Origin of the sequence: Acetivibrio saccincola (assembly GCF_002844395.1) — a bacterium.
Classification (GTDB): Bacteria; Bacillota; Clostridia; order Acetivibrionales; family Acetivibrionaceae; genus Herbivorax; species Herbivorax saccincola.
The window spans coordinates 425,557-445,869 of record NZ_CP025197.1; the positions used below are offsets into that span (position 1 = coordinate 425,557).

Sequence of the window (20,313 nt, forward strand, 5' to 3'; positions counted from 1 at the left end):
CGGATATAAATACTAAAAAATTTGCTATACAATTGAATTATCAAAAGTATAGGAGGTTTTTTAATTGAATCAAATAGAGACAAATGAATATTGGAAGGATATTTTAGAAAAATTCTCAAAATATGAAGGAACAATATCTGGTTTTTGTAGAGAGTATGATGTAAATATCCATAGGTTATATTATCAAAGAAAAAAACTAAGGAAGAAAAACGAATCAATATTTGATAGTGTCAATTTGTTGTAGGATAATTAAACTTAAAGGTATCCCCATCTTTTTGATACAACGGGCTATATTACATACCCGCTGCGTTGTATGCCCTTTAAAATTGTTGATATTGGAGTTTTTTTACCCATGTTAAAAGCGGGTATGTTGTTTAATTTCTCATGTGTAGTTTTACTAAATACTTCTTTGCCCTTTTTTATGGTTTCTTTTTTTATCTTGTATTGTAAATTTACTTTTGTAAAATGATTTGGAGTTATCTTCCCACCGTTTTGGCAATAGATTCTTATATCTGCTATGGTTTTTAGACCTTTCTTGCTCCAGCCCATAGGTCGAGAACTAAAACGGCTGGATAATATATGGCTAATATGACCCTCTGTGCAGCTGCCACTTACTCCTTCTTCTTTGTATATAGTGATGGCTTCCCAGTTGTTTTTTATGTAGGTTCTAAATTCATGTATTCTCTCTCGCTTTTTAGGGCTTTGAACACCATGCTTAAGCTCTGTTACTAGTTTACAAAATTCAATCCAATTGCCTTCGTAAATACTTCTGTATATTGATTTTCTGTATTGCTCTTGACCTGCTGTAGCTTTGAGGATGGCTTTGTTTAGGTGATATTTGTCTAGGACCATTTTGGATTTGGGTAACCATTCTTGGCCGGTTTTTATCCAAAGGGCACCATCTCCGTGAATATAGATGCGCTTTAAATAGTCTATGTCATATCTGTCATAAATGTAGTTGGCAACTTTTAACCATGTTTCTTCAGGATTTTGACCGTATCCATGTATGTGGTAGGGATTTATACATTTTCCCCGTTTTCCTATTCTTTTTGTGCCTTCGTATATGGTAATCAGTGGAACTATGGCGTTTTTGCCATTCTGCAGAGCAACATGGTCTTCATCGGCATCTATGTGTATAACCTGCATTTTGCGCTTTGGCCCTTCAGCTTCCATCTTTAGTTTTTCTTCCTTTAGTTTTCTCGTTTTGTTCATTACTGTTTGCCGACTTATCAGGCCACCGGTTGTATATTGACTGCTTTTAGCGTAGGAGTTATCGCCGGAGTATTCTACCATGTCAGCTGCTACCGCTGTTGATATTCTATCATAGGGGTCTATTCCTAAGACTGTATCGACTAGATATATATATGTATCATTTTTCTTATCGTAAAAGTAGGTCCTGTGGTATGTGAGCACTCCGAACTTTGTAAAGATTTCTCGTTTATCACTATTTCGCTCTACTACAATGCCGTTTTTTCTTCGCCATTTCTTATCGGCTTTTATCTCCTTATCAAGGTTTTCCACGTAGATTTTCATCATATTTAGTATGAAGTCAAAGGTGATGGTCTCTAGTCCAGTTTCCAGTTCTTCTAGTTTCTTAGCATTAGGTTCGCTCATGAAATTCATGATTTTATGGATGAAATTTTTGCAGTTTTGTATTACAATAGTATTCACAAGAGATCCTCCTTTTCAAAGGTTTTTGATGGTGATTCTATTGTATCAAAAAGTGAGGATCTCTTGTTTTTTTATCCTTAAAATGTCCTACAATTATTTTACACTATGGTAACTACAAGAAGGTATTTGAACGTGATGGGTGTCTTTCTGGAGGAGTTAAAGATTTTGATAGATAGTGGAGGTATATTAATGGATAAAAAAGAAAAAATAAAAAATTTGATAATTGAAAACACTAGTTTCCTAAAAGAAGTAGGGTATGATAATTTTATTGAAAAGAGTGATGTTTGGGATTATACCCTAAGTTATATTTCTTCAAATAGAGATCATGCTATTGAGTTTGAAGTAGATTATAGAGATTTAGATGTGTTTGTACTTGTTACAGTCCTTGAAGACGGAAAACTGCCAAGCGGGTACTATATGAATAAAGGTAAACAAGTTCGAACTCATTTAGAAAAATTATTTGAGTCAGGTAAAATAATGGATGAAGAATGGACAAGAATTATAGATATTAGAAAAGAACAAAAAGACAAAAATGAACGCAAAATAATAGCACTTATGAATGAGTACAGTACTATATTGAAAAAAAATATAAATAATATTCAAAAATTATGTTCTAATGAAGAATAACTTTTATTGTGTAATAGGGGACTTACTTAGAAATTCACAAAACGCATTGCGGTTTGTAACGCTAACACATAAAGCTAAAAAATTTATAATGCTAATACCATTTGTATTGCCATGAGATAAAAATATAATCAACCCTGCCATTATTAACATTTAAAAAATGAGGGTGTGGGTAATCCAATTTTAGAATCAAGTCCTATTAAAAGGGAATAGAGTACAGATGTACTACTTGTGGGATTTAAAAATTCAATATGGTTTAAACTTGAGCCAAAATTTAACGAGTATTGACAAACAAAAAATCAGACGGAAGTATAATGGATACCTATACGTATAAATATGATACAGCAGGAAACCAAACGGAAAAGGTAGAAGTTATAAACGGAGTAAACAAGGGTAAAACAACCTATACATACGATAAACTAAACAGACTTAAGACTGTAACTGAGCCAAACGGAAGAGTTACCGAGTATACATACGATGCATCAGGCAACAGGGAAACCGAAACAATTAGGTATAACGGAGAAACAATAGTTAATACTTATGAAAACAACGAACAAAACCGTTTATTAAGGGTAGTTACAAGAGTTAACGGAAGTGTAACGGAAACGACAGTATATACATATGACAATAACGGTAACCAGCTTGCAGCTACAACAAATGGCATCAATGTACAGAGCAATACCTATGATGAAAAGAATCAGTTAATTAAAACCGTGGCCGGTGGGAAAACCGTTATAAACACTTACAACGGTGAAGGTTTAAGGGTAGCAAAATCAGTAAACGGTTCTTTGACAAGATATTTATATGAGTATGACAAGGTAATCTTAGAGGTAAACGGAAGCGGAAATCAAATTGCCAGAAACCTCTATGGAATAAACCTGCTTATGAGGACTGTTGATGGTGAGTCATATTACTACATGTACAACGGTCATGCAGACGTTACGGCATTGGTTAATGCGGCAACGGGAGAAGTGGCTGCAACATACTACTACGATGCATTTGGCAATATATTGGAGTCTACAGGAGATGTAAACAACAATATAACTTATGCAGGATATCAGTATGATGAAGAGACAGGGCTGTATTATCTGAATGCAAGAATGTATGATCCAAAGATAGCAAGATTCTTGCAGGAGGATACATACAGGGGAGACCCAATGGATCCGCTTAATTTGAATTTGTATGCATACGGACATAATAACCCAATAACCTATTATGATCCAACAGGCCATGCCATTAACCTTGTTTCAGGAGCAATAGGTGCAGGGTTAGGGTTTTTAATAGGTGCAGGTTCATCAATAGTAGTAGATGCTTTTAAAGGTGAATTCTCGGGAAGAAACTGGAAGAGATATCTGGGAGCTGGAGCACAAGGTGCTGTTGTTGGTGGAACGGCTGGTTTAACAATGGGGGGTAGTTTGGTAGCTACAGCTGCGGTAGGAGTAGCATCTGGAGCTGTTGGAAACGTTGCAAATCAGACAATTAGAAATAGCGGATTTAAAGATTTCAGTGTTAAGGAACTTGTGGTTTCAACCGTGGCATCAGGAGTAGGCTTTGGAGCAGGAAAGCTAGTTAGTAGTGCAGCAGCTAACGTAACCTCAAACATATCATCACAAGCAATGCAACAAACAGCACAAGGAGCAATAGTAGGTGGTGCGGCAGGAGCGTCAGGAAGTATTGCAGCAAATGTAACAGGTCAGGTCTTTGATTTAGCAAGAGGAAAAACAGATGATGGTAAAGCAAAAGAAAATTTTGATTTTGGAAGTCTGGCAAAAGATACACTAATTGGTGGTATAACAGGCGCAGCTGCAGGTGCAGCCTTTGGATATGGAAATTCAAAATTTAGAACAAAGATAAATGAGTTAGATGAAAAGGTTAATAATAGTATAAAGCAAACAACGAATAAAGTAATTGATGCGGCAAAAAGGATTCTAAAAGATGAGTCAGGCTCAGTGATGTTTGGTGGAAAAGGGAATAATACAGGAGTTGGTAGTAATACTCCAAAAGCGGAAATTGTTGATAAGAACAATAGAACTTTTGCTGGTGATAAGGGAACGCGTAGTACTCAATGGGTTGATGAAGCAGGAAATATAAAATGGCCCCCCAATAATGGCTTTGATGGAACACCCACAACAAAAACATTAAAGCCAGGTACAATTGTGGATAGATATGGTGGAGAAACTGGAAAATTTGTTTCACCGAAAGGTACTCCATATACAAATCGTTCATTACCTCCCGGATCTGATGCTCGACCATACAATGTTTATGAGGTCGTTAAACCAATAGACGTTCAATCAGGTAAAATAGCTCCTTGGTTTGATCAGCCTGGCGGAGGTATACAGTACCAGTTTCCTCAATCGATAGAAGAACTGATAAGGTCAGGACATTTAAGGAGGTTGCCATAGTTATGTGGAAATTTGTTAAATCAGGAATTGAAGGAGATTGTGAATTGTTTGGAGTTAATATATTTGATTATAGATGGGAACCTACAAATAAAAAGATAAAAGTTTTAGATCCAATATATAATCAAATGCATGAAATGAATATTTATAATGTAAATATTGGAGGGAAAGTATTAACATTTGCTGCTGGAGAATTTAGTAACTGTGTTTATGGATTCTATGTGAATGAATAACTTAATACCATAAAACTAAGAAAACTACTGGTAAGCTTTTATGTAACACCACAGTTGTTTCATTCTAAAAGATCTATTTCAACGAGAATGATTATAACATGGGTATAAAATATCATATTTAAATCAAAAGTCCAGCTATAAATAATGTTAATGAAAATGCAAAAATATAGAATAAAACTAATACCCGGCAAGCCAATATAACGGCAAGTTGGGTTTTCTTTTATTCATTCTTGACATATTGTAATACATTGCAATACAATTAAACCAACAAGAAATACAGGAGGTGCAATAATGTCTACAGAGAAGGATAGTATGCTTCGGGTAAGGCTTACACAAAGGCAATCAGATGAATTGGATGCTATCATTGATGAGTTACAAGCACAGATGCCGGAGGCAAGCGTTACCACATCAAGCATAGCAAGATACGCTCTGGAGAAATATGTAAGCGACCATATTGCCAAGCGTGACGGTACCAAGATTTTCATTGAAATTAGTACAGCAGATGCCACAGAAGAGGACATAAAGAATCTCTACGACCTTCTCTCGAAGCTTTTTGACGAAACAAAGGAGAATTACTCATCAACGGTTCATTACATGGTTGGAGAGATATTAGAGCCTCTGATGATGAAGATGGCAAGACTCATGAAGCTAAAGAAGCCGGAGGTGAAGGCGAATGAGTAAGAAAAAGTACATTGTCCGCTGCCCTAATTGCAATTACAGAGTATTTGATGCTGATTACGCTGATGTTGAAATCAAATGCCCGGTATGCAGGAAGGTTTTTGAAGTAAAGCTGGAGAAAAAGGCGGGGTAAAAAGTGAATAAATCTGGCACAGAGCCACAAAGGGAGCGAATGACTCACCTATAGAGCCTGGCAGATAGTCTTAAAAACTATTTGTCAGGCTTTATTTTTCAGCATGACAGGAGGTGAGAATTTGAAAAAGACAATGATGGACGCAGTATTAAAATATGCAGAAGCCTATATCCCGGTCATACCATTGCACTGGATTTGTGAAGATGGCTCCTGCTCCAGCAAGAAGGGACAACAATGTGACAGCAAGGGAAAGCATCCGTTATATAGCAGCTGGTACAAGAATTCTACTTCTGATATTGAGCAAATAAGGAAATGGTGGACGAAAACCCCCAATGCCAATATAGGCATTCCTACAGGTGAGAAATCCGACTGGCTGGTGCTTGATGTGGATGACGGCGGTGATGAAACCATATCTGCACTTGAAGCAACACATGGAAAACTTCCGGATACGGTTACTGCTGTTACCGGAGGTGGAGGTCGGTACTATGTTTTTAAATACCCTCAAGGCCGGAGTATTCCCAATAAGACCAAGTTTGCACCGGGACTTGATACCCGCTCAACAGGTAGTCTGATTGTCGCAGCTCCAAGCATTCATGTAAGCGATAATCGGTATGAATGGATAAAAGATCATTCTCCCTTTGACAGAACCCCGGCAGAAGCTCCGGAGTGGCTGTTAAAGCTTATGGAAAGGGAGGAAGTATTGCTTACACCCTTTGAAGGTAGCAGTATTATTGCCGAGATTAAGGAAGGAAACCGCAACAGTACCCTGACAAGCCTTGCAGGAACCATGAGAGCAAGAGGAATGACAGAAGAGAGCATCTATGCGGCATTGCTTGCAGAAAACAACGCAAGGTGCAATCCTCCGCTTGATGAAGCGGAAGTTAGAAAGATAGCGCACAGTGTCAGTCGATACCAGCCAAATCTTACGGGGAAGAAGCATTACCACTGACAATTTCAGGAGCTTGCGACTACCCAGACCATACAGGGCATCATAAGTTCAGTTAATTGGAAGTGTATTGGAATTACCATACTGAGAAATGCTTTAAAAGGCCTGGTAAGAGGTATGATTTTTGGAGGTATTGATGCTTGGCTGGGTGGAGGCACTATAGAGGATATTGTAAACGGAATATTAAGCGGAGGAATAACTGGCTTCTTATTAGGTCCATTGGCAATGATAAACAGGCTAAGACCGGTATTTATAGCCTTTGGGCTTGGAAGCGGCATAAAAGGTGTATACGATTCAATTAAGAACGGAGAATATGATCAGGCAGCATTTAGAGCAACATTTGTAATTTTAACGCTTTGGGAACTAAAGAAAGGAGTATGGGATAAGCGGGCATGCTTTACAGAGGAAACTCTAGTGCTGACGGAAGATGGCTATAAGCAGATAAAGGATATACAGGAGGGATACCTTGTATATTCGGAGAATGTTGAAACGGGCGAAAAAGGCTTGAAGAAAGTTGCTAAAGTGTTTGTGTGAGGGAAGTACACAAGCTTGTTCATGTATATGTTGATGGTGAGGAAATAAACACTACTGATACGCATCCGTTCTGGGTTGAAGGTAAGGGCTGGATAGAGGCCGATGAACTAAAAGCAGGTGATGTATTAAGGCTTTATACAGGTGAGTTGAAAACTGTAGAAAAAGTTGAAATAGAGGTTTTCGACAGACCGGTAAAGGTATATAATTTTGAAGTAGAGGATTGGCATACTTATTATGTGACAGAACAGGGAGTTTTGGTACATAATGCGAAGGATTGTGGTGGGAATGGTAACGCTAGTTCTGGTAATCGAGAAACAAGTAATGTTGATAAAACTAAACATGGGCAAGAAAGAGCTCAGCAGCGTGGATTTAGTGATGAAAAAATAAATAATATTAAGCAAAATTATTCGCACAAAGTCTATCAATCGGGGGGTAGAACAGTATATGCAAAAAAGAATGGTAATTATTATGATGTTGTTATAACTAATAGTGAGGGTAAAATAATATCAACGGTAGGAGGAAATACTAAATCGTTAAGAAATTGGGGGGATGTTGTAAAAATGTTAAATAATAATAGTGGCTTTAGTTCGTTACCTGTAGACTAAGGGGGAGTTTTATGCCTAAGCTGAACGATAGAGAAGGTAATGTTTCATTAGAATTAAACATAATTGATAATAATTTTTTAGATGTTCAGTTCTCAAGACAAGATTATGAGAATTGGATTCCATTCGAATTTGTCTTGAATGTTGGAGGGGAGCGATATGCTTATATACCTGACATGGGTGCAACTTTTACTGTATATGAGATTAAAAATTTAATTACAAAATTTGAACAAATCGCAAACAGTAAAATATTCAAAAAAAGCTTTGATAAATTTGAGTTCTCAAGTACTGAACGTTATTTTGACCTCATAATATATGACCCATTGGAGGATGAAGAAATATATATAGAAATATGGATAAATATGGGAACTATTACTAATGGTAAAGTAAGTGGTTATGATAAAGGTTTTAGGTTTATAGTAAAATTAGATTCGTTTATCAAATTTACAAACGAGATAAAAGGGCAGCTTAGACAATTGATGGATTTTTGATTAAATAAACAATATTAACTAGTATTTCGCCTGAAGATTGACAGGTTGAATAAAGAGGCAATAATCCGTTTAGTTGTGAGGTTATAGCCTCTATTCATATTTTCAATTGTTGTATGTGAATATTTATACTAGTGATTTGTTTTTGAGTTTTTTGGTTGATATTGCTATGTATCAGAGAAAGAAATTTTGGTTCATAATGAAAAGGATTATTGCAGAAACTTTACTTCATTTTTTAGGCTTGATAATAAAAAATATAAATTTGAAATGAATAATAATGACTTTGATGCAATTTCTATGTCTATCCTTCTGCAGTCAAGAAACGGAGTGAAAAGTTATTACCATTATGACGGACTTGGCAGTACCAGACTTTTAACTGATGAAACACAGAGTATAACCGATACCTATACATATGATGCTTTTGGGAACATAATATCAAGTACAGGAAACACTGTAAACGAATTTTTGTTTACCGGAGAACAGTATGATGCAAATATAGGATTTTATTACCTGAGAGCAAGATATATGGATCCTTCGGTAGGAAGATTCATAACGGCGGATCCATTTGGCGGGTTTATGTTTGAACCGTTAAGTCTGCACAAATACTTATATGCAAATGCAGACCCGGTAAACAAAATTGATCCGTCCGGATATTTTTCCATTCAGGAGTTTGCGACTACCCAGACCATACAGGGCATCATAAGCTCAGTTAATTGGAAGTGTATTGGAACTACCATACTGAGAAATGCTTTAAAAGGCCTGGTAAGAGGTATGATTTTTGGAGGTATTGATGCTTGGCTGGGTGGAGGCACTATAGAGGATATTGTAAACGGAATATTAAGCGGAGGAATAACTGGCTTCTTATTAGGTCCATTGGCAATGATAAACAGGCTAAGGCCGGTATTTATAGCCTTTGGGCTTGGAAGCGGCATAAAAGGTGTATACGATTCAATTAAGAACGGAGAATATGATCAGGCAGCATTTAGAGCAACATTTGTAATTTTAACGCTTTGGGAACTAAAGAAAGACCAGCTAATTAAAGTCAAGAGTTTTTAAGAAAAAATTTTAAGAATTTTCTAAAACTCCTGACAGCGAAAAAAGGCACAACGACAAGACCACCTAAGATTAGTAGACATAAAATAGCTGGCCTGAAATAGTAAATTGATCTTTGAAAACTAAACATCGAGTACAAGTACTACTAAGCTGCTGTGTGCTTCGCTGCAAGCATTTGCGCGTGCTCTTGGGGAGAACGTAATTCGTAAGGCTTTCTATCCCTAAGAACAGCAAAAATATAATTAACAAGCTTACGCATAACAGCCCCCAAAGCTACTTTCTTGGGCTTGCTCTGGCATTTGTTTTTGTAATATTCCATCAGTACAGGGTTGCAAGCTGTTTTGTCCCGCTTGGTGCGGATATTAGCAAGAGCAATTGTGAAAAGTACTCTGCGAAGCAGTCTTGACCCCCTTTTTGACATCTTGTTTTGTGTGCCGGTAAACTCTCCGGACTGCATTACAGAGGGGTCAATACCGAAATAAGCAACTAGCTTGCCTGGCTTTGAAAAGGCTGAAAAGTCGCCAATTTCAGCCAGAATGGTAACAGCAGAGATAAGTCCTATACCTGGAATGCTTTGTAGAAGCTCGAGAGTCAGTGCCAGCATGGGCATGTCCTTTGCCATACTTCAATAATCAATGAACGAATGGCTTTGAGGACTTTCTCAAGGTTTTCTTCCAAGGTTTTAATCATAGAGATATACACACCAAGCATGGCAACATTTGAAGAGTTACTAATGCTTAAAGGTGCAAATTCTTTGGCCTTGGAATTCAAAAGCTCATACTTTGCAGTTGCCCATTTAAGGCTTCTGCGGGAATTCTTCTGTATCAGTGCAATCAACTTGTTTCTGTTCGCTTTAAGAATATGCACAGGTGCAGGATATTTCTCCAATACTGCAAGAGCAGCCTTTGAAAAGATATTAGGGAATACATCCTTGAAGTTTAGCATGAGTTGGTCAACAATACCCATAAGCCTGTTTTTGTAAGCAGTAAGTTCGTCAGAGAGCTTGTAGTACTGGCGGCAAAGGCTTCGCAGACATTCAATATCCTCGTCGGGGATATTGGTAGTTTTAAGCTCCTGAAATCTGTATAGCAGAGCAATTTTCCGGGCATCCACTTTATCATTTTTCACTTTCCTTATTCCAATATTTTTGATAGAATCAGTTTGGATGGGGTTTATGACAGAAACCTCAAATCCAGCTTTATAAAGTGAATGGAAAAGGATTTTGTGATAGTGTCCAGTGGATTCCATGACGACGAAAGGCCTAGAATCAAAGTCCTTTTCCGTTTTTTTCAGTAATTCAACGGCTCTTTCAACGTCAGTACTGGAATCATGGCGGATCTTCATGCGGGCAATTACTTCATTGGATGGAGAAAGAATTGCCATCTCACTGAAGAACTTGCCGACATCGATTCCGGCGATGGGTCTAAAATTCATAAAAATGCCTCCTTTGTAAGATTAATGGACTTAAAAGACTCCATTCCTTCTCATGTAAGTAAACAACCTTGCGTGTGACACGAGGAGCCAGCTGAAATGCTGGCCTCAACCAGCCAAATCATTTAGACTTACCGGAATGGATAAATACTCTTTCTTACGGGTAGTCGGCCCAATAAGGTCCGTCCCAGGAGTGATTACAAACACTCTCCAAGTCCGGAAAATATTATACATGATTGACAAGGTTCAGGCCAGACGAAAGCTAGCAAGCGGTTATAGATGGGGAACCGCAGGCGGCAGGATTTGAAAGCCGCCGCCATCCCCTAGGGGATGGCACATAGAAGTGCTTGATGTTTAGAAAAGCAACAAATATGACATTATGTTAACAGGGTCGAACAGTGGCAAAAGTCACTGATGAAATAACAATATTAATTGTACAAGGAGTATGGGATAAGCGGGCTTGCTTTACAGAGGAAACTCTAGTGCTGACGGAAGATGGCTATAAGCAGATAAAGGATATACAGGAGGGATACCTTGTATATTCGGAGAATGTTGAAACGGGCGAAAAAGGCTTGAAGAAAGTTGTCAAAGTGTTTGTGAGGGAAGTACACAAGCTTATTCATGTATATGTTGATGGTGAGGAAATAAACACTACTGATACGCATCCGTTCTGGGTTGAAGGCAAGGGCTGGATAGAGGCCGGTGAATTAAAAACAGGAGATGTATTAAGGCTTTATACAGGTGAGTTGAAAACTGTAGAAAAAGTTGAAATAGAGGTTTTCGACAGACCGGTAAAGGTATATAATTTTGAAGTAGAGGATTGGCATACTTATTATGTGACAGAACAGGGAGTTTTGGTACATAATGCGAAGAATTATGATGGGAATGGTAAAACTGGAAATACTAATAAACCTAAGCCTAGAAACAAGCCAAAACAGCAAGGTACACCTAACTCGGTTGAAATTCAGAGAGATGCCAATGGAAACATAATCAAGTATACAGAATATGGTCCAGATGGTGAGTTTGTTAAAGAGGTTAGGTTGACAGGAAAAGAGCATGGAAATATACCTAGACCGAATGTAAAAGAGCCAAATTTCAATGTTAATCCAAAGACAGGAGAAATATTTCATAATGGATATAAAGTAAGACCTGCTGAACCTTGGGAGATTCCAAAATATATGGGGAGTGAGTAAAATGGTATTATTTGATGATGGATTAATAAAAGAATATGTTGAATGGAAAAACGCGAATCCTGATAATTTTTCTTGGTGGAACTTTGTAAATATGAAAGCTGATTTAGATGTTGCATTAGCTTTTGCAAAATTTTACTCACCAGAAGTTATCAATATTGAAGGTTATTTCCTTCTAAAAGATAAATTCTCAAAAAAACTTTTTGAGTTTTGGAAAAAAGAATGTAATAATAGTAAAATTGATGTAGAAAAGATGATGAATATTTACCAGTTAAAAGATTTCTTTCATATAAATGCTCAGGATATAGAGAATATTGATGAAAAATTAAAAGCTCTTGGAAATGTGCTAAAATTTTTTTGGGAGATGAGTTTTAGTCGCAGATATCCAGATAAGCAAGTAAAAGTGGAAGTTTTTGAGGAAAATGATGGAGAGCTTTTTATTACGGTTTATGAAATAAGCTGATTGTTAAAATGAATGCAACATCTGCTAAGTAAATTATAATTTGATATAAAGTCCTTGAATATAATATGATTTGTAACTCTTCGTACTTTGTTTATCGAAGATAGAGGAAAGTCAAGAGTAAATGATTTGAATTTCGGATGAAGATAGCTTTTAAATTTTCTCAAAATAGAGCAATAGTTTCAAGGAAAGGAAGATTTAATCTATTTGTAAGTGCTGCAAAGTTTAGGTTTACATAAATACATAATTAAATATAATTACATTAGTTTACCTGTATAAAACCAATAGTAATTATAAGATATCATTATATCAAAATATTTGTATAGCAAGGATTTGATATTATGAGTAGAAGAAAGCTTGAAATAAGTGAAAAAATTAACACATATGAAGAACTTGAAGCTTTATATAGAGATTGCAAAGATGCAAAATTCAGAATGAGAATGCTTGCTGTATTGCAGACTTGGGATGGGAAACCAAGCTTTGAGACAGCTGTATAGTTTAGATTTTCATAAATATAATTTTATCAGCTACCATAATATACAAACATTTACATAAGAGTTGTTAAGCTTATGGCTAGAAGAAACTTTAGACTGTTAACTCTTTGAAAGAATAAACTATATAGGACCTTCAGGTAACAGGATAAAAGTAGTTGAAAATACAGGCAGGACCGTTGATTATGAATATGACAAATTATACAGGCTTGTTAAGGAGACAATTACTCAGTCTGATGGTAAAACAAGGGTCATAAGCTATACTTATGATGCAGTAGGCAACAGGCTTGAAAAGAATGACGATGGAGTTATAACCAAATACAAGTATGACAAAAATGACAGATTGTTGACAGAAGGAGAAAGTAAGTACTCATATGATGACAACGGTAACCTTATAAGTAAAACCGGTCCGGATGAAACCACAATTTATGAATACGATTATGAAAACAGGCTTATTCTTTCTAAAACAACAACTATACAAGGAATAAACAGGGTTGAATACACCTATGATGTATTTGGAAACAGGGTACAAAAAGTTATAGATGAAGTAAATGTTATAAATTATGTTGTGGATTTAAACACATTGTATGCCAGGGTATTGGAAGAAAGGGATGCTGACGGTAATTTAATTGCGGCATATGTGCACAGCGATATGGGGGTTATTCTACAGTCAAGAAACGGAGTGAAAAGTTATTACCATTATGACGGACTTGGCAGTACCAGACTTTTAACTGATGAAACACAGAGTATAACCGATACCTATACATATGATGCTTTTGGGAACATAATATCAAGTACAGGAAACACTGTAAACGAATTTTTGTTTACCGGAGAACAGTATGATGCAAATATAGGATTTTATTACCTGAGAGCAAGATATATGGATCCTTCGGTAGGAAGATTCATAACGGCGGATCCATTTGGCGGGTTTATGTTTGAACCGTTAAGTCTGCACAAATACTTATATGCAAATGCAGACCCGGTAAACAAAATTGATCCGTCCGGATATTTTTCCATTCAGGAGCTTGCGACTACCCAGACCATACAGGGCATCATAAGCTCAGTTAATTGGAAGTGTATTGGAATTACCATACTGAGAAATGCTTTAAAAGGCCTGGTAAGAGGTATGATTTTTGGAGGTATTGATGCTTGGCTGGGTGGAGGCACTATAGAGGATATTGTAAACGGAATATTAAGCGGAGGAATAACTGGCTTCTTATTAGGTCCATTGGCAATGATAAACAGGCTAAGACCGGTATTTATAGCCTTTGGGCTTGGAAACGGCATAAAAGGTGTATACGATTCAATTAAGAACGGAGAATATGATCAGGCAGCATTTAGAGCAACATTTGTAATTTTAACGCTTTGGGAACTAAAGAAAGGAGTATGGGATAAGCGGGCTTGCTTTACAGAGGAAACTCTAGTGCTGACGGAAGATGGCTATAAGCAGATAAAGGATATACAGGAAGAAGATTTTGTATATTCAGAGAATGTTGAGACAGGCGAAAAAGGCTTAAAGAAAGTTGCTAAAGTATTTGTGAGGGAAGTACACAAGCTTATTCATGTATATGTTGATGGTGAGGAAATAAACACTACTGATACGCATCCGTTCTGGGTTGAAGGCAAGGACTGGATAGAGGCCGGTGAATTAAAAACAGGAGATGTATTAAGGCTTTATACAGGTGAGTTGAAAACTGTAGAAAAAGTTGAAATAGAGGTTTTCGACAGACCGGTAAAGGTATATAATTTTGAAGTAGAGGATTGGCATACTTATTATGTGACAGAACAGGGAGTTTTGGTACATAATGCGAAGAATTATGATGGGAATGGTAACACAGGAGTTGGTAATAGGGGAACGCGTAGTACTGGGTTCACGAATACTCAAAATGCATCCCAATCTGTTGCTAAGCAGTTTAATGGCAAATTAACTGAATTAAAGAATGGATATAAGGTTGAGATTCCTAATCCAGCAGGAGGCAATAAGCCTATAGTAGTTAGAATTATGAATGAAGGTTCTGGAGGACGTACTCAACCATACTTCAGAGTTAGTATTGACGGAAAGGGCTCATATACACTTGACGGTTTATTATCTTCTGATCGGGCACTTACACATATAGATATGACTGATTCTTTTCTGGAGCAAATAACTAAAATAATAAATAATATAGGTAGGTGAGAGAATGAGCGAGTTAATTGAAACATTAAACTTATTATGGGCGGGATCTATTAAAAGAATAGATTTTAATTTACTAAAGCATTCTATTTCATTAGATATAGAAGTAATTGAAAATGCAAGTGTGTTAAAATATGAGGTGATATTTGAGGGAGTATCTGCTTATTTCTTTTCCAATAATGAAGGCGATGAAAGGCTACAAATTGAACCGTATGATGAAGGCGACTATCTCGAATTGACATCAATACATTACATTAAGGAGGGAATCGGAAATATTATTATAGAATCACAGCGAGAAAAGTGGACAAAGAACTGGTATGCATCAGCTAATTTTGTATTAGAGATTTGGAGCTCATATTTATTTATTGAGGCTAAAAGTTTGTCAGTGAACGGTAGGACTTTTAAAGCATAATTTCTGATTTATTGTTACATACCCGGCAAGCCAATAAAACGGTAAGCTGGGTTTCTTTTTATCCATGCTTGACAAAACGTAGTACAATGTGATACAATAAAACCAACAAGAAATACAGGAGGTGCAATGATGTCCACAGAAAAGGATAGTATGCTACGGGTAAGGCTTACACAAAGGCAGTCGGATGAATTGGACGCTATCATTAATGAGCTTCAGGCTCAGATGCCGGAGGCAAGTGTTACCACATCAAGCATAGCAAGATACGCTCTGGAGAAATATGTAAGCGACCATATCGCGAAGCGTGATGGTACCAAGATTTTCATTGAAATTAGTACAGCAGATGCCACAGAAGAGGACATAAAGAATCTATATGGCCTTCTTTCCAAGTTGTTTGACGAAACCAAGGAAAATTACTCGCAAATGGTTCATTACATGGTTGGGGAGATTTTAGAGCCTCTGATGATGAAAATGGCAAGACTCATGAAGCTAAAGAAGCCGGAGGTGAAGGCGAATGAGTAAGAAGAAGTACATTGTACGCTGCCCTCACTGCAATCACAGGGTATTTGATGCCGATTATGCTGATGTTGAAATCAAATGCCCGGTATGCAGGAAGGTTTTTGAAGTAAAGCTGGAGAAAAAGGCGGGGTAAAAAGTGAATAAATCTGGCACAGAGCCACAAAGGGAGCGAATGACTCACCTATAGAGCCTGGCAGATAGTCTTAAAAAACTATTTGTCGGGCTCTATTTATTTTCCCGGCAAGTGAAGTGAGGTGAGTAAAGAAATGAAACAGTTTATAAACATTCCAGAGGAACTGAAGCAATTACCACAGTGGGTATGTCATAGAAATAAAGTGCCTTTCAATCCGGTGACAGGAGCATCAGCTAAGGCAGGTCAGCTAGCTACATGGGCAAGTTTTGAGGATTGTGTGAATGCTTTGGATGGCGGAGGCTATGACGGTATCGGCTTTGAATTTAACAATAACGGCATTGTGGGTATAGATCTAGATCATGTTATTGCAGAGAATGGCTCATTATCTGACGAAGCGGTTGGGATTGTAGCAATGCTAGACAGCTACACAGAGTATTCTCCCAGTGGCAAAGGACTTCATATATTCGTCAAGGGTGATATCCCTGTAGATGGCAGGAAGAAAGGCTTTATTGAAATGTATAAAGCCAAAAGGTATTTTACCATGACAGGTAATGTCTATGGTGATGAAAAGCCTATAAATGAGCGCACAGAGCAAGTCAAACAGTTATTTGGTAAATATTTCTCCGATTCCAAATCGGGAAAATCTGTTGGTACAAACAATCCTTGTATCAGTTCTGCAAAGGACTATCTTTCCATCGGACTTGCCAAGGATGCTGTGTTCAAGGCTCTTTGGGATGGTGAATACCAAAGTGAGAAGTGTACCAGCGAGAGTGAAGCAGACCTTGCACTGATGGGTAAGCTGCTCTATTGGTGCTCCGGCAATATAGATGCAGCCATTGAAGCCTTTATCAAATCCCCCTATGCATCAAGAAAGGATGACAAGCACACAACCAAGCTGGAGCGGTCAGATTACCTGCAAAGAACCGCTATGAAAGCAATGCAAGGCTTGACTTCCACTGCTGCCGGGGATGATGAGCAATATTCCAAGCGGCAGGAACTCAGCCTTGACGATATGGGGAATGCCAAAAGGCTGGTTGCTATGTGTGGTAACAGCATCCGCTTCAGCTATATCAAAAACAACTGGTACTGCTGGGACGGTAAGGTGTGGCAGGAGGATGAAACAGGAGCAATCAACCGTCTTGCTGATAAAACAGTGGAGGCTATGTATGCGGAAGCTATAAAGCTTACAGACCAAGACAAGCGTGATAAATTACTGAAACATGCAGCCAAGAGCCGCTCCATTGCCGGCAGAAAAGCCATGATTGAGGGAGCAAAGCACTTGGAGGGTATACCTGTTATTCCGGCAGACTTTGACAAGGATGTGTGGCTGTTGAACCTTCAAAATGGAGTCCTTGATTTGAAATCAGACAAGCTTTATCCACACAATCCCGACTATATGATAACACAAATCAGCAATGCCAGTTACAATCCAAGTGCTAAATGCCCAAGGTGGCTTGATTACCTTGATAAAGTAACTGATGGCAATGCAGACCTTATGAAATACATGCAAAAGGCTGTCGGCTATTCCCTTACAGGTATTACAGGTGAAGAATGCCTGTTCATCCTCTATGGCACTGGGCGCAATGGTAAGGGAACCTTTGCAGAAACATTAATACATCTTTTAGGTTCATATGCCAAAACTGCACAGGTAGACAGCCTAATGCTCAAAAATGTATCCGGCAGCGGTGCCAATCCCGATATTGCAAGGCTCAAAGGTGCGAGAGTTGTTAATGCAGCAGAACCACAGAAAAACTCAAGGCTCAATGAAAGCCTTATTAAGCAGCTTACAGGGGGTGACATGGTTACAGCTAGATTCCTTTATGGAAAAGAGTTTGAATACCGCCCCGAGTTTAAGCTTTGGATTAATACAAATTACAAACCCCAGATATCCGGCAATGACGAGGGTATCTGGAGCAGAGTTAAGCTGCTACCCTTCACAGTATATTTTCCCCCAGAGAAGCGTGACCCTCATTTGAAGGACTTCCTTCGTGAAAAAGAGATAGATGGAATATTGAACTGGGCATTGGAGGGATTAAAGCTGTGGCAGAAAGAGGGCTTGGAAATGCCGGAAACAATGAAATTGGCTACAACGGACTACCGATGCGAAATGGACATAATGCAGAAATTCTTGGATGATTGCACAAAGCCCAAGAATAACAGCAGTGTCGGGGCATTGGATTTGTACAAGGTTTGCACCCACTGGTGTAGTGAAAATGGTGAGTATGTTCTCAGCAATACAAAGTTTGGAAGAGATATGAACCGCTACCTTAACAAACGGAACTGCAGGACTGGGGTGGTTTACCTCAACATTGAACTCACAAAGCCATATGAAAATGCCAAGCAGGACTTTGAAGAAATTGATTTTCTCAAATAGTGTGTGGTGAGATGGTGGGTTGTGATGGAAATTTCAGTAACTTTTATATATTAATTTTCTATATAGACTTTTACAAAAACACATCACAACTCTAAACCCATAACAATATAAGAATAAATATTTAAACATTAAAGGAGGTGAATTGTGTGAAAGCATTAAGAACAGTGGACTTGAGGGGTAGGGGGAGGTCATATCTCTACAGCAAAGCATAAAGACAACGGGCTGGCAGCACCGCGTAAAAAAATGCAGATTCAAACGGGGTATTAACCCCAGACCATATTAACAAAAAAACAATTATGAAAATGGAGGTTTTAACATGAGATTTATAGCAGATTTGGTACATGAGAAAAAGCAATTGGTGGAGAAAGCACAAGCTATTCTTCACGAAGCGGAAAAAGCGGGTGGAAGTTTGACAAAGGAACAGGAGCGACAGTTTAACCGCTACACAGACAAAATAAAGAGCATTAATGAAAGCATTGACGAGGAATTATTAAATATCAGAACCTCTGAGCCAATTCTGAATATGCCACAAAAAGCTGTATCTCCTGTGGAAGAAACAAAAACTCCGGTTACAAAGGCTATATCAAAATCATTCAGAGGGATGTTCTATGGCAATGAAACAGTAAAACTCAGCAACAATGGTTTTCATTCCATGGATGAATTCCTGAGAACACTTCACTCAGGCAGAGCCGACAACAGGCTAATAAATGCCAGTATGGTGGAAGGAATACCCGAATTCGGCGGATATTCCGTTCCGGAGGAATACGGAGCCTTCCTGATGGATAAATCCCTGGAGAATGAAAGCATCCGTCCAAGAGCAACGGTATGGGCAATGGGAAGTGAAACAAAGAAAGTACCAGCCTTTGACGGAGCAGACAGAACCAACAACCTATTCGGCGGCATCTCGGGCGAATGGCTTGAAGAAGGACAGACAGGCACACGAAAAACAGCCAAGTTAAGGCTGATTCAACTGAAAGCCAAGAAGCTGGCTTGCTTCTCACAGGCATCCAATGAACTCATTGCAGATGGGATGTCTTTTGAAGAAATGCTTGCCGGAACGCTTATTAAAGGCTTGGGCTGGTACATGGACTATGCCTTTATCAATGGAACAGGTGAAGGACAGCCTCTTGGTATTATAAATGACCCGGCGCTGATTACTGTAGATAAAGAGGACTCTCAATCAGCAGCCACAATTACCTATCAAAACGTGGTCAATATGTTCTCAAGGCTTGCTCCGTCCTGCTTTACCAATGCGGTATGGCTTGCCAATCCATCGGTAATACCACAATTACTTACCATGACCATCACTATTGGTACCGGTGGCGCTCAGATACCGGTGTTCAGGGAAGAAAGCGGGAAATTCACACTTCTGGGTAAAGAGGTTTTATTCACTGAGAAATGCCCCGCATTGGGTGCTAAGGGAGATTTAATCCTTGCAGATCTTTCCCAGTATGCCATAGGCATGAGGAAAGAGATCGCTCTTGACCGCTCCAATGTCCCAGGCTGGATGGAGGATATGACCGACTACAGGGTGATAGTGCGTGTAGATGGTCAGGGAACCTGGGATAAACCTATAGCGCCGAAAAACGGAGCAACATTCTCATGGGCAGTGGCTTTGGAGGCAAGATAGTCTACCCAAATTTGAGACAAAGCAACCATTGAATCCAGTTTTAGGGTAAATGAGTAAATGCTTATTTCATTGCCATAGAAACAAAATTGAGGCTAAGCAATACTTAGGGTGAAATGAGCAAAATGGAAGTGCTGCTCCTCCT

The 20,313-nt window shown here is 38.3% G+C and carries 21 protein-coding genes and 1 pseudogene; 20 read left to right on the plus strand and 2 right to left on the minus strand.

What is annotated here, in order from left to right; genetic code table 11:
• Positions 1-64: 64 nt before the first annotated feature.
• On the plus strand, positions 65-244 hold the full coding sequence (gene tnpA / locus HVS_RS01940; RefSeq protein WP_101298770.1) for an IS66 family insertion sequence element accessory protein TnpA: 180 nt from the start codon (positions 65-67) through the stop codon (positions 242-244).
• Between the two features lie 44 nt (positions 245-288).
• On the opposite strand, the gene HVS_RS01945 is transcribed toward tnpA, so the two are convergent.
• Positions 289-1,671: an ISLre2 family transposase gene (locus HVS_RS01945; protein WP_101298771.1), complete on the minus strand. Its 1,383-nt coding sequence runs from the start codon at positions 1,669-1,671 to the stop codon at positions 289-291.
• Positions 1,672-1,860: 189 nt separating this feature from the next.
• Here HVS_RS01945 and HVS_RS01950 point away from each other — a divergent pair, with 189 nt between their 5' ends.
• The 10 genes from HVS_RS01950 to HVS_RS01990 all read left to right on the plus strand — a co-directional run bounded on the left by HVS_RS01950 (position 1,861) and on the right by HVS_RS01990 (position 9,364).
• Positions 1,861-2,298, plus strand: a complete 438-nt coding sequence (locus tag HVS_RS01950) for a hypothetical protein (protein ID WP_101298772.1) — start codon at positions 1,861-1,863, stop codon at positions 2,296-2,298.
• A 281-nt stretch (positions 2,299-2,579) separates the two neighbouring features.
• Positions 2,580-4,697, plus strand: coding sequence for a glycohydrolase toxin TNT-related protein (locus HVS_RS16360; RefSeq protein WP_207654793.1), 2,118 nt, complete (start codon positions 2,580-2,582; stop codon positions 4,695-4,697).
• Between the two features lie 2 nt (positions 4,698-4,699).
• Positions 4,700-4,927, plus strand: coding sequence for a hypothetical protein (locus tag HVS_RS01960; RefSeq protein ID WP_101298773.1), 228 nt, complete (start codon positions 4,700-4,702; stop codon positions 4,925-4,927).
• A 291-nt stretch (positions 4,928-5,218) separates the two neighbouring features.
• Positions 5,219-5,608: a hypothetical protein gene (locus tag HVS_RS01965; protein WP_101298774.1), complete on the plus strand. Its 390-nt coding sequence runs from the start codon at positions 5,219-5,221 to the stop codon at positions 5,606-5,608.
• A complete protein-coding gene (locus HVS_RS16655; RefSeq protein WP_169926531.1) occupies positions 5,601-5,738 on the plus strand; it encodes a TFIIB-type zinc ribbon-containing protein in 138 nt (45 codons plus the stop codon). Before HVS_RS01965 ends, HVS_RS16655 begins: the two co-directional genes overlap by 8 nt.
• A 121-nt stretch (positions 5,739-5,859) precedes the next feature.
• Entirely contained in the window at positions 5,860-6,687 is an 828-nt protein-coding gene (locus HVS_RS01970) for a bifunctional DNA primase/polymerase (RefSeq protein WP_101298775.1), read from the plus strand.
• A 114-nt stretch (positions 6,688-6,801) separates the two neighbouring features.
• Positions 6,802-7,218, plus strand: coding sequence for a Hint domain-containing protein (locus HVS_RS01975; protein ID WP_101298776.1), 417 nt, complete (start codon positions 6,802-6,804; stop codon positions 7,216-7,218).
• Positions 7,215-7,823 carry a polymorphic toxin-type HINT domain-containing protein gene (locus HVS_RS01980; RefSeq protein WP_101298777.1) on the plus strand — a complete coding sequence of 203 codons (609 nt, stop codon included), beginning with the start codon at positions 7,215-7,217 and terminating at the stop codon, positions 7,821-7,823. Before HVS_RS01975 ends, HVS_RS01980 begins: the two co-directional genes overlap by 4 nt.
• A gap of 11 nt (positions 7,824-7,834) precedes the next feature.
• Positions 7,835-8,311 (plus strand): WapI family immunity protein, encoded by a 477-nt coding sequence (locus tag HVS_RS01985; RefSeq protein ID WP_101298778.1) that lies wholly within the window; start codon positions 7,835-7,837, stop codon positions 8,309-8,311.
• A 264-nt stretch (positions 8,312-8,575) separates the two neighbouring features.
• Positions 8,576-9,364 (plus strand): RHS repeat domain-containing protein, encoded by a 789-nt coding sequence (locus HVS_RS01990; protein WP_159063345.1) that lies wholly within the window; start codon positions 8,576-8,578, stop codon positions 9,362-9,364.
• A gap of 142 nt (positions 9,365-9,506) precedes the next feature.
• On the opposite strand, the pseudogene HVS_RS01995 reads toward HVS_RS01990, so the two are convergent.
• Positions 9,507-10,795 (minus strand): annotated as a pseudogene (locus tag HVS_RS01995) (IS110-like element ISCth8 family transposase).
• 395 nt (positions 10,796-11,190) lie between these two features.
• On the opposite strand from HVS_RS01995, the gene HVS_RS02000 reads away from it, so the two are divergent.
• From HVS_RS02000 to HVS_RS02030, 9 genes are all read left to right on the plus strand, one after another.
• Positions 11,191-11,985, plus strand: coding sequence for a polymorphic toxin-type HINT domain-containing protein (locus tag HVS_RS02000; protein WP_101298780.1), 795 nt, complete (start codon positions 11,191-11,193; stop codon positions 11,983-11,985).
• Between the two features lies 1 nt (position 11,986).
• Positions 11,987-12,445 (plus strand): hypothetical protein, encoded by a 459-nt coding sequence (locus tag HVS_RS02005; RefSeq protein WP_101298781.1) that lies wholly within the window; start codon positions 11,987-11,989, stop codon positions 12,443-12,445.
• A 338-nt stretch (positions 12,446-12,783) separates the two neighbouring features.
• Positions 12,784-12,939, plus strand: coding sequence for a hypothetical protein (locus HVS_RS16365; RefSeq protein ID WP_157942906.1), 156 nt, complete (start codon positions 12,784-12,786; stop codon positions 12,937-12,939).
• Between the two features lie 142 nt (positions 12,940-13,081).
• Positions 13,082-15,109, plus strand: coding sequence for a polymorphic toxin-type HINT domain-containing protein (locus tag HVS_RS02010; RefSeq protein ID WP_479715006.1), 2,028 nt, complete (start codon positions 13,082-13,084; stop codon positions 15,107-15,109).
• A gap of 4 nt (positions 15,110-15,113) precedes the next feature.
• The gene (locus HVS_RS02015; RefSeq protein ID WP_023062615.1) at positions 15,114-15,518 is read left to right on the plus strand and encodes a YxiG family protein; all 405 of its coding nucleotides are present in this window, start codon (positions 15,114-15,116) and stop codon (positions 15,516-15,518) included.
• 129 nt (positions 15,519-15,647) lie between these two features.
• Positions 15,648-16,037 (plus strand): hypothetical protein, encoded by a 390-nt coding sequence (locus tag HVS_RS02020; protein ID WP_101298783.1) that lies wholly within the window; start codon positions 15,648-15,650, stop codon positions 16,035-16,037.
• Positions 16,030-16,167: a hypothetical protein gene (locus HVS_RS16660; protein WP_003513997.1), complete on the plus strand. Its 138-nt coding sequence runs from the start codon at positions 16,030-16,032 to the stop codon at positions 16,165-16,167. Before HVS_RS02020 ends, HVS_RS16660 begins: the two co-directional genes overlap by 8 nt.
• 133 nt (positions 16,168-16,300) lie before the next feature.
• Positions 16,301-18,541 (plus strand): phage/plasmid primase, P4 family, encoded by a 2,241-nt coding sequence (locus HVS_RS02025; protein ID WP_101298784.1) that lies wholly within the window; start codon positions 16,301-16,303, stop codon positions 18,539-18,541.
• A 316-nt stretch (positions 18,542-18,857) separates the two neighbouring features.
• Positions 18,858-20,171, plus strand: coding sequence for a phage major capsid protein (locus HVS_RS02030; protein ID WP_101298785.1), 1,314 nt, complete (start codon positions 18,858-18,860; stop codon positions 20,169-20,171).
• The last annotated feature ends 142 nt before the right edge of the window (positions 20,172-20,313 follow it).